Annotated in this window: 8 protein-coding genes; 2 read left to right on the plus strand and 6 right to left on the minus strand. The window is 48.4% G+C overall.

Annotated elements, in window-relative coordinates:
• Positions 1-419: 419 nt before the first annotated feature.
• The 6 genes from A3860_RS30750 to A3860_RS30775 all read right to left on the minus strand — a co-directional run bounded on the left by A3860_RS30750 (position 420) and on the right by A3860_RS30775 (position 8988).
• Positions 420-1199, minus strand: a complete 780-nt coding sequence (locus A3860_RS30750; RefSeq protein ID WP_081153941.1) for a tetratricopeptide repeat protein — start codon at positions 1197-1199, stop codon at positions 420-422.
• Between the two features lie 4 nt (positions 1200-1203).
• Positions 1204-1806 (minus strand): RNA polymerase sigma factor, encoded by a 603-nt coding sequence (locus A3860_RS30755; RefSeq protein ID WP_081153943.1) that lies wholly within the window; start codon positions 1804-1806, stop codon positions 1204-1206.
• A gap of 309 nt (positions 1807-2115) precedes the next feature.
• Positions 2116-3489 carry a RagB/SusD family nutrient uptake outer membrane protein gene (locus A3860_RS30760; protein WP_158085419.1) on the minus strand — a complete coding sequence of 458 codons (1374 nt, stop codon included), beginning with the start codon at positions 3487-3489 and terminating at the stop codon, positions 2116-2118.
• Between the two features lie 12 nt (positions 3490-3501).
• On the minus strand, positions 3502-6861 hold the full coding sequence (locus A3860_RS30765; protein WP_081153947.1) for a SusC/RagA family TonB-linked outer membrane protein: 3360 nt from the start codon (positions 6859-6861) through the stop codon (positions 3502-3504).
• Between the two features lie 147 nt (positions 6862-7008).
• The gene (locus A3860_RS30770; RefSeq protein WP_081153949.1) at positions 7009-8202 is read right to left on the minus strand and encodes a FecR family protein; all 1194 of its coding nucleotides are present in this window, start codon (positions 8200-8202) and stop codon (positions 7009-7011) included.
• A 147-nt stretch (positions 8203-8349) separates the two neighbouring features.
• Positions 8350-8988 carry an RNA polymerase sigma factor gene (locus A3860_RS30775; protein ID WP_158085420.1) on the minus strand — a complete coding sequence of 213 codons (639 nt, stop codon included), beginning with the start codon at positions 8986-8988 and terminating at the stop codon, positions 8350-8352.
• A gap of 528 nt (positions 8989-9516) precedes the next feature.
• Between A3860_RS30775 and A3860_RS30785 the strand changes: the two genes are divergently transcribed.
• Both A3860_RS30785 and A3860_RS30790 read left to right on the plus strand, forming a co-directional pair.
• Positions 9517-9888: a helix-turn-helix domain-containing protein gene (locus A3860_RS30785; RefSeq protein WP_081153955.1), complete on the plus strand. Its 372-nt coding sequence runs from the start codon at positions 9517-9519 to the stop codon at positions 9886-9888.
• 162 nt (positions 9889-10050) lie between these two features.
• Positions 10051-10509: a hypothetical protein gene (locus tag A3860_RS30790; protein WP_081153957.1), complete on the plus strand. Its 459-nt coding sequence runs from the start codon at positions 10051-10053 to the stop codon at positions 10507-10509.
• Positions 10510-10549: the final 40 nt, after the last annotated feature.

The following is a 10549-nucleotide window of genomic DNA, read 5'->3' on the forward strand; positions in this document are numbered from 1 at the left end:
CATTGATTCGGATCCTCACGAATGTGTAGGGATATTCGTGAAGACGGAACCATCCAGGTTTCTCTGTTGTGGTCGTAAACGCCACCCAGGTTTCCGATATTATGATTCGGACCTTCACGAATACTAAAAGAGCTATTTCGTGAAGACGGAACCATCCAGGTTTCTCTGTCTCCCGGCAGGCCGGGATCAGGTTTCCGATATTATGATTCGGACCTTCACGAATACTAAAAGAAATATTTCGTGAAGATGGAACCACGCAGGTTTCTCTGTTTCCCGGCAGGCCGGGACCAGGTTTCCGATATCATTGATCCGGATCCTCACGAACGTAAAAGGGAATTATTTAAAAGAGCTGGTTCTATTAATTAGTAAAAGCTGTTGAAAAGAACGTAACCACGAAATCGAATTTTTTTCAAAAAATCTTAAGGTTTTTTATTGGCCTTGATTGTCAATATCTTGAGATCAATATTTCCAATGCGGGCAGCCTGCTCGTGGTACAAATGGTCTTTATTTGACCTTATTTGTTGCAAAGCCGAAATAGCCTGTTGGGTATTACCCGAAGCCAGATCGCTCAATGCGCCATAAAACTGCGCTTCATCCTGAAAATAATCATCACCCGTTTGGGTATTGTTCGCACGCACCTGTTCAAACAACTTACCTGCCTGCGCAAATTGTTGTAATTGCAAGTGGGCCATGCCGGCCAGGAATAAGGCTTTATTATCTGTTAAGGAAGTTTTACTAACGGCGGCGATCACTGCATACCAGTTTTGCGCCTGGTACAACCGTTCTACATCAGTGATGCTTGCCTGCCCACGGGCAGTTGGTAGTGTATACGCTACGAACGCTTGTTGATACACGTGTGTTGCGCTTACACTAAAATATTTATACGCAGCCCCACCCATCAGCAATACCAACACGGCAGCGGCAACGCTCAGTTTCCGGCGCATTTGCACCAGCATACCGGGCCGGGGCGCCGGCTGTAGTACTTCAACCGGTTGAATGGTCCTGAAGTTTTCTTTTACGGCAGCCACCTGGTCGTATAAAGCAGCATACTCCACCGCTTCCACGGCCAGTTGCAGGTATTGCCATTGTTTGCGCGTTTCGGGATCGGTATTGATCAACGCTTCCATTTCCCGCATCTCCTGTTCTTGCAGGGTTCTGTCGAGATAATTAATTAATAAATGTTCGTTGCGGCCTTCCATAAAATTAGCGTGACTGTTGATTTACCATTTTGGCAATGACGGGATTTTGTTTTACCAGTTCCGTCAGCGCCTGCAGGCATTTGTATTTTTTGTTTCGCACTACCTGCTCATTTTCATAAGGCAGGTGTTGCACCATATCTTTCATACTCAGGTTCTCATAGTAGAACAGGGTAAGCAGCTTTTTGCAGGGCTCGCCCAGTTTTCCCAGCACTTCTATAAACTGCTGTTTCACTTCGCGGTCGGTAATGTACTGGCTCACATCCATTTCGGTATTTTCCCGGCTGGTCTCAAAAACTTTTTCCCGAACGCCGCTGCGTGCTCTTTTCTTCAATTCGTTCAACCACAGGTTGCGGGCAATGGCGGTAAGAAAGGTCTTTACACTTGCTTCGCCCCGGAATTTCTCTTTTTTTACCAGGTCAATGAACGTGACCACTGTTTCCTGAAAAATATCTTCTGCATCGGGCGGCGTACCGCTGTTAGCCATAATAAACGACTGGATCGTTTGAGCATACTGCTGGTAAATGAAAAAGATAGCGCTGTTTAACTGATCCCCTGCTCTAATGGCGGCAATAAGCTCCGCATCAGAATACATGTTGTCCTTTATCATGCTCCGGTATTAATAGTAAACGCCGGTAATTGATTTGTAACCGGCCAGCCCCATTTTTAATGAAATATATAAGATTCCATTTGGAAGGTTGGGCGTAAAAATAACACAGTGATAGAAATGTAGATCAGAATTTGTAGAATAACCCATCAAAATTGACAAATATCAATAAAAAAGGGCTGCAGCTAATAGAAACTACTTACAGGTATAATATGTTTGAATACCCATTTACCCTTCTAATTCAATAGTTATTGAGTTCGTAAGCTGACCCGGCAACTACGAACTCAATAACTAACAAACTCAATAACTGACTTAAGGGTTTGGCGTTAACGCCGGGTTTAACAATATTTCATTTTGGGGTATCGGCCACAAGGCCGCTGTTGATTTCCAGGTACCGGGTTTCAGGGCGCCCAACACGGCATTGGCGCGGTTAGTGCGGTTCAGGTCAATCCAGCGATGGCTATAGCCCTCGCCAAACAACTCCAGCCTTCTCTCTTTTTCCACCGCCAGCAATACATCGCTTTGCGAAAGCCCAACCACTAACGGGGTAATGCCCGCGCGGTTACGGATCACATTCAGGTCATCGATGGCGCCCGTCAAATTCTGCTGTTGCGCCCGGGCTTCGGCGCGTATCAGGTATTGCTCGGCCAGGCGCATCAGCACATAATCTTCAATAGCCGCAGCACTGGCAGGCGCCGATGCATTCTTATACTTGTAAGGATAATAAAAGAAAGTGCTTTGCACAGTGGCGCTGCCCATCCAGTTCGTCTTACGCAGGTCACCGGTTTCATACCCATTATATAATCCGGGCCGTATCATTACCTGGTAGTTGAGCGAAGTGCCAGGCAGGCTGGTTCCATATACATAATTGTTATCGGCCGAATTGATCTGCCAAATGGCTTCCTTACTGCCTCTTAAAAACACTTTGCTGAGGTCGGTCTGCAGGGCAATGCCACTATTATTGTTGATCATTGTGGTGGCCTTTGCTTCGGCCGCCGCCCAGTTGCCCTGGTACAGGTATACCCGCGCCAGCAGGGCCGTGGCCATCCATTTATTCAGGCGGCCATTGCGTACGGTACCATAAGGCAGTATGACTTCCGCAGCTGACAGGTCTTTCGCTACCGCAGCCAGCACCGTAGCTTTTGCCGTGCGCGGCGCAGTGGCCGTCACCGTTACATCGGTGGTTTGTATCAGCGGCACATCGCCAAAATAACTGGTGAGGTACAAATGACAGAAAGCACGGAACACTTTTGCTTCAGCCGTGTATAAAGCTTTTAAGCTGTCACTTACCGGGCTCCCCGGCACTTTTTCAATAATGCCATTGGCCTGGTATATAACGCTGTAAAAAAGCTTCCAGGTAGCCAGCACATCGGCATTGCCTGCCTGCAGGGTATTATTGGTAAAATCGTCGTACTGGGTGCTGCCAAAGGTAAATTCATCGGCAGAGAACCCCGCCAGCAGATCGCCCTGGTACGTAATAAAGCTCGCATTTTTCAGCGCAAAAGTGTACAGTCCGTTCACGGCAGCCAGCGTATTGGTGGCGCTGCTGAAAACCCGGCTCCCTTCCAATTGGTCTTTGGGCAGGTCGGCCTCCACATATTTTTTGCAGCTGCTGAACATGCCTGCCAGCACCAATGCCCCTGCCATCATTAATAATTGGTTATATAGTTTGGTTGTTATCAACATAGTCATAATCAATTAAAGCGTTATCTGAATACCGCCAGTAAGCGTTTTTAAAACAGGCGTGGCGTTTTGCGTTTCGGGGTCAAGGCCCTGGTAACCGGTATGCGTGAACAGGTTCTGACCCTGTACATATACGCGCAGGTGCTGCACTTTCATTTTGCCGGTAAGCTTTTTCGGCAACGTATACGATAAAGCCAGGTTCTTCAGGCGCCAGTACGAAGCATCGCTGTAGGCCGCATCGGAATAATAATACCGGTACGGGTACGCGTAACCGGGTCCGTTGCTATTCGATACTGTAGTGCTCAATGCACTCTGCGAGGCATTGGTGTTGGTGGGCGTCCAGTTATCCTTTACATAAAAAGTTGGCACATTCACTTTATACCCGGGCGGGAAGTAATAGGCCCGGTAAGCATTGTACCCGTTCTGTTTGGTGAACTGTACAAAGATGTCGAGTGTGAGCCCTTTCCAGGTAACCGTGTTGCCAAAGCCGCCATAGAACTTCGGGTTCAGGGAGCCTATATTAATATAATCGTAGGTTGAATTTAACGAGCCATCCTTGTTCTGGTCTTCAAATTGCGGAACGCCGTTGGCGCTATTGATGGTGAGGTAATGATAACCCCGCGCCAGTTTCAACGGCTGGCCAATGGCGTAGGTATTGGCATAGGGCGAAGAAGCCAGCCCCGGATAACTAACCAGTTTGTCTTTCGGGAAGGTGATGTTGAAGGTAGTTTGCCAGCGCCAGTCTTTTTTCGCGATAGTCACGGTATTCCCCTCAAACTCAAGGCTGGTCATTTGTATGAGGGCCGGCAGGTTGGCCTGGTAATAATCGAAACCGGTTTGTGAAGGCAGGGGCGCCTGCACCAGCTGGTTGTCGCTGCGGTTGCGGTACCAGCTGGCACTCAGCAAAATGCGGTCTTTCAAAAAGCCGAGGTCCATCGCCACTTCTACCTTGCGGTTGGCTTCCCAGCTAAACACGGGGTTGGCGATCTGGTAAGCGTATAAACCGTTCACCCCATTGTACGTGTTGTAATTGCTGGCATAAGTTTCCAGGTAGCGGTAATCCTGCAGCTGGTCGCTGCCCGTAATACCATAGCTGGCCCGCAACTTACCAAAGCTCAATACCGGCAGGTAGTTTCTAATGAAGTTTTCTTCACTAAAGATGTACGCGCCGCCGATGCTCCAGAAGTTACCAAAGCGCTTGCCGGGGCCAAAGCGTGAACTACCATCGCGGCGGAAGGTACCGTTCACGATGTATTTATTTAACCAGCGCAACGAAAGGCGGCTAAAGCCTGACATGTATTTATACTCCCTGCTGCTGGCGCCTTTGTCATAAATACTACCGGCAGCCGAAATGGTCTCTATAAGGTCGTCGGTACTGTAATTGATACCGGTTATATAATTCGTTTTTGTAAGGCTGCGTTGGGCGGTTCCCCCCGCCAGCGCGTTGATGCTGAGGTCTCCTGCCCGTTTGGTATACTCCAGCTGCGGTTCTACAATATAGGTTTGCACGCTGCTGTTGCCAAAGCTGGCGTAGTTCTTATACGGCGCGGCAAAGGATGGAACCGTATTGAACGCGGTGGCAGGCATAATCACCTGTTGCGTCAGGTACATTTTACTAAAGCCGGTATTCACCTTCGCGTTCAGCCCGGGCAGTACGGTATACCGCACGGTCATATTGGTAATGAAATTATCTGTGAAGTTACGGCCCACTTTATTCAGGTAACTCCAGGGATTGGCCGTATTGGCCTGCGCATCTTTGGGGATCCAGTACAGGGCGCCGGTGCTGTCGTAATGCGGAAAATTCGGCGGCGCATAAATAGCCAGAAAGGGATCGGCCGCCAGCGTTCTGATATTATCATTCGTATAGCTCACCGTTGTATTTATGTTGAGCTTTTTATCGAGGCTGTAGTGGTCTACGTTCAAATGGCCACTTACGCATTTGTCGTAATTGTTGCCATAGATCACCGAGCCTTCGTTGTGATAGCCCAGGCTCAGCAGTATACGTGTTTGCTCGTTACCCCCCGAAACAGCTGCCTGTACATTGCTGAACGAGGCGGTATTGCCCATGATCAGTTTCGGGAAATTGGTATAGGCGGTAGTATCCCACAACAACAGGTCCTGTGCGTTGCTGGTGGTGGGCGTAATGCCATCGGCAGCAAAGGCCTTGCGCCGGGTGGCGATGTATTGCCGGGTGTTTAAAAAATCGGGAACGCGCGTGGCTACACTTGAGCCGCTGCAGGCATTTACATCGAAGGTGGTTTTACCGGCCTTTCCTTTTTTAGTGGTGATGAGCACTACCCCGTTGCCACCGCGCGAACCGTAAATGGCGGTAGCGTCGGCATCTTTCAATATCGAAATGCTTTCAATGTCGTTCGGGTTAATACTGTTGAAGGGGCTCACCTGGCCGCTGGCGGTGCTCACACTGTTGGTGACCAGCGACGCGGCCGGGTACGGCACGCCGTCAACGATGTATAAAGGATCGGCGCGGTTGCTTAAACTATAGTTACCCCGTATCTGCAGGCTAATGCCCGAGCCGGGAATACCATTGGCATTGGTAACCAGCACGCCCGTCATGCGGCCCTGCAGGGCGGCAATGGGGTTGGTGACCGGTTGTTTTTCTATATCCTGGCTTTTAATGGCGGTTTGCGCGCCGGTGGTATAGCGTTTGGTTGAAGTACCATAGGCAACCACCGCTATTTCATCGAGCTGGCTCAGCACCTGTTTCAGGGCGGCAGTGATGTTCACCGAATTGCCATTCACGGTAATGGTGCCGGTATAATCAGTAAAACCCACATAGCTGATCTCGATGGTGTATTTACCGGGCGGCAGTTTGGGCAGGGTAAATTCGCCGCGGGCATTGCTATAGGTGCTGCGGTTCAGCGTGGTGATGCGGATGGTGGCACCCTGTAATGGCGAATTGTTCTCATTCAGCACCACGCCGCGCAATTCGCCGCCGCTGGTATCGGTTGGAACCGGCGCGGGCGGCGCCATGGTGATGGCTTTTACTTTTCGCCGCAACACCACCATTTTATTGTCGATGGAAAATTCGAGTCCCTGTTTTTGCAGTAATTCGGTCAATGCATCGGCCAGCGATACATTGTTGAGGTTGACGGTGATCTTTGGAGCATCGGCCACCATTTGTTTGGTGTACAGAAAGGTATAGCCCGTTTGGCGTTGAATTTCGCGAAACGTTTGCTGCAGCGAGGCGTTGTTGAGGTGCAGGGTCACGTTCTGCCCAACACCTTTGGCCGAGGCGAACAAAGTACCGGCCAGTAAAAAAGCAAGGGTCAACTTCATAAGCAACAGGAAATGCAGCCCTCTCCTTCGAAGCCAGGATAGCCCGAAATGAGGACTTACCATGTCAAATAAATGCATAGCTTTGGTAAGTTTTGGTTTTACTGAATGAATATGCCTAACTCGTATATAGATCAGGAAACCGGGACTATTTTAACCGTTCCGCCCGCAATGCGGAACGGTTTGTTTTTGCCCGCCATAGCCCTGGCACAGGCGGGTTCCAGGTTCCTACTTAACAAGCACTTTCCTGCCATGGACCTCAAAATGAACGGTCCCGGTTTTCTCCAACATTTTTAATACAGAAGATATATTGGCAAATCGCGTCATGGTGCCCACAAATTCTTCTTTCGATACATGGGGCCCATAGGTTACCTCAATATCATACCAGCGTTCGAGTTGTTGCATCACCGATTGAATGCTGTTACCGGTGAACATAAACTGGCCGTTCTTCCAGGCAATGGCGGCTTCCACATCGGCGTCTTTTATCAGTTTTATTGGGTTTGAACCGGCGCGGGAAACGATCGCCTGCTGTCCGGCTGTTAGCGTAGCAGCGGCTTTGCCCACCGAAACTTTCCCTTCTACAACAGTAGTTACCAACCCTTCATAGGCGTTCACATCAAACTCCGTTCCCAGGTCCTTCACTTCTACGCCATTCGCCACCACTTTGAACGGCATTTGGCTATTATGCTTTACGGCCAGGTATACTTCGCCTGTTACTTCCACGCGGCGTTCGTTGCCAGTGAAGGCTACAGGAAACCGAACAGAAGATTCGGCGTTCAACCACACAGTTGATCCGTCGGGGAGGATTAATTTATATTGATTGCCTCTTGCTGTGGTAATAGTATTGTAAAGCGAGTTCTTAGTTTTAAGTTTTAAGTTGGGCTCGCTATATTCCACCACTCCTTCCCTTTTCGAGATCACCGTATTTTCCTGCTTGCCAATATCTCCATTAGCTGTGCTATCTAAATTTATTGTTCGCCCATCGGCCAGTATCAACACCGCATTATTCTTCCCCGGTGCAATGTCATTGGTAAGGGAGTCTGTATTGGTAGTGGCTACCGGTGGCGTTGATCTATTCAGATAGAACAACCAGCCACCGGTTGCAACCAGCACCAGAACAGCGGCAGCCACGGCCCATCTGTTCAGGGGTAACAGGCGGCGTGGCCGGCGCTCGTTCACAGGCATCACAGGGATTGAATTAGCCGGGTTTGAAGATAATATCGTATGAAAAATGGCATCGGCCCTTTCCGGTGCCAATTGCCTGTGTACAGTAAGGTTCTGCCATACCTGGTTCAGGATGGTTTTTATTTCGGCATCTTGGGCGCTCTGCTGTAATAACAGCATCAGTTCCTGGTGCTCACCGGCAGTGGCTTCCCTGTTAAGATACCGTTGAAATAAATATTCAAGGCGGGTTATTGACATTGTATATTAGTGTAAAGGATGGCTGGTTTGTAATAAAGACACAGGTAAAATGAGGACAGGGTTAGCCTGCTGAAAAAAATAGTTACCGGTTTCCGGTTACCGGGTACCAGGCTTCAATTTCTGAGCGCCCGCCTTTAATCAGCCTAACTATTTGAGCCCCGGTAACTGGAAACTGGCAACCGGTAACTCTAACAATATAACTGCAATCAATAGCAAAATTCCATCCGAATTTTCGTTAAAGAAACTCCTCAGGTTCTTCAGGGCCTGGGCCATATGCACCTTTACGGTTTCGGGACTCAGCTGCAGCTGGGCGGCTATCTCTTCGCGGGTAAAGCCTTCCTGGCGGCCGAGGGTATATACCAGTTTTTGCCGCGGCGGTAGCTGGGCAATGGCCTGTTGCAGCAGGCGGTCGTAATCGCGTTGCACAATGATGGCTTCGGTACTTACGCCGGGCAGCTCCAGTTCGGCATTGGTAGTTAATGATAATTTTCTTTCCCTGGCCAGGCGGCGCAGGGCATTGAGCGTATGGTTGCGGGCAATGATGAAGAGGAAGTCGGGAAAGTTGCGAACAGCGGGCAGTCCGGCCCGGTTGATCCAGATCTTTACAAACACATCCTGTACTATTTCTTCGGCGAGGGCATCGTGCTGAATAACCTTGCAGGCAAAAGTAAAGATGGCATCGCGATAGTGGTCAAATACGATGCGAAATGCACTTTCATCCCCTTGCGCTACCTGTTCCAGGAGCGCTTTTTCATTATGTAGACTGTTGATGGTCACCCGGTTCACAAATATAGCCTTTACACATATATTTTGGGCCTGGGTGGGGCTAAAAAAAAGAAAGTTGTTTTGGATAAAGGTGAACAAAACCGTTCAATCCCTATATATAACACAATATTTGTCAATTTGCCCGGGATTATTAGTCCACCAAACAAGGCGGCTATTCAAAATGACCCAATTTTGAATTTTGCCAAAACGGCGAAGAACGTACGCTGAAGTGCAAAACATGAAGACATTGATTTAAAAAGAAGTTACCAACTAAGTAACTTGCATACAGTAGAGAACAAGCGGGTCCTTGCGGCCGGCCATTTATCTGTAGCGTTTATCCATGCACATACGATTGTATTGTTGATAGCGTATGGCATTCAGCCTGAATTGTGCGTTTTGTTATTTGGCAACCTGTATAACGGTGTTGCACATTTGACACTTGTTTTTGCCCTGTTCATGTTGACTGTTAAAAACCAAAGGCAACACAATGTATAATGATGTGGTGAGGCGCGCACTATTTACAAACCACTATTCATTAAACTGGCGTGTATGCCAAAGAAGGATTTCAAACGGGAGGTAGTTACTGCGGTAGTACAGATCAAGAAGTACATCGATGACCATCCCGGCACTGGCATCAGCACGGCTACCCTGGCCAGCGACCATAATCTCAGCCGCAATGTACTGCAGCATGCCTTCAAAAAAAAATATCATAAATCAATAAGACAATACAAACTGGAAAAGCGCATGATTGAAGCGCTGCGGTTAATCAGGGCCGGGTATTCGATCAAGGAAGTGTCGTTTAAGCTGGATTACGCTTCGCACAGCTCATTCAGCAATGCTTTCAGGAAATATTATGACATCAGCGCTTCTGAATGGTTACAGGAAATGAAGTCTAACGTTAACAAACAAGGCAAAATGTGAGCACAAAGGGTAAAAGATAAACTAAAATAAGATACAGGCACTGGCAACTATAAGTAAATTTGGCATCAATAGCGATTCGTAACCGGCCGGTTGTCGCCGCATTTGATCTTGTAGCTCATGATGCAATACCGTACCAATGGCCACCATTAAACCTGGAGCATTATGAAACCAACCAAAAACGCCATTACCCGTCACCTGAATGACAACCTGGGACATTACATCAATCCGTTTAACGTAGAAACCACCCTCAGTGAAAATGGGGTATTCAACATGGACGCCACCTGGCCCGAGCCCCTGCCCGATCCGGATTACGTTTTAGAGATCAGTATTCCGGATACCACGGTAGAATATTTTGGCAAATTATCGGGTATAAAAACGGTGGAACAGTTGTTGTTTGTGAGCCCGCACATGTTGATCGAGCTGTATCAAATGGGCCTGGCCTATGTGATGTGCATGGTGCAGAAGAAGCTTTTCTTTTACGAACTGTACTTTCGCAAAAAGCCAAATGGAAAGTTTTATTCGTACGATATCAAAACCAACAAAACGCGCCTGGTAAAACGCCCATTACAAACAGCCGAGGATTTTTACGAATACACGCGGGAGTACATAAGCAAGTTGTAAGTTCAACGTTGTCACAAGCGTTGCGTTGTTGCAAATAGAA

The sequence above is a fragment of the Niastella vici genome, assembly GCF_002077945.1.
GTDB classification, from domain to species: domain Bacteria; phylum Bacteroidota; class Bacteroidia; order Chitinophagales; family Chitinophagaceae; genus Niastella; species Niastella vici.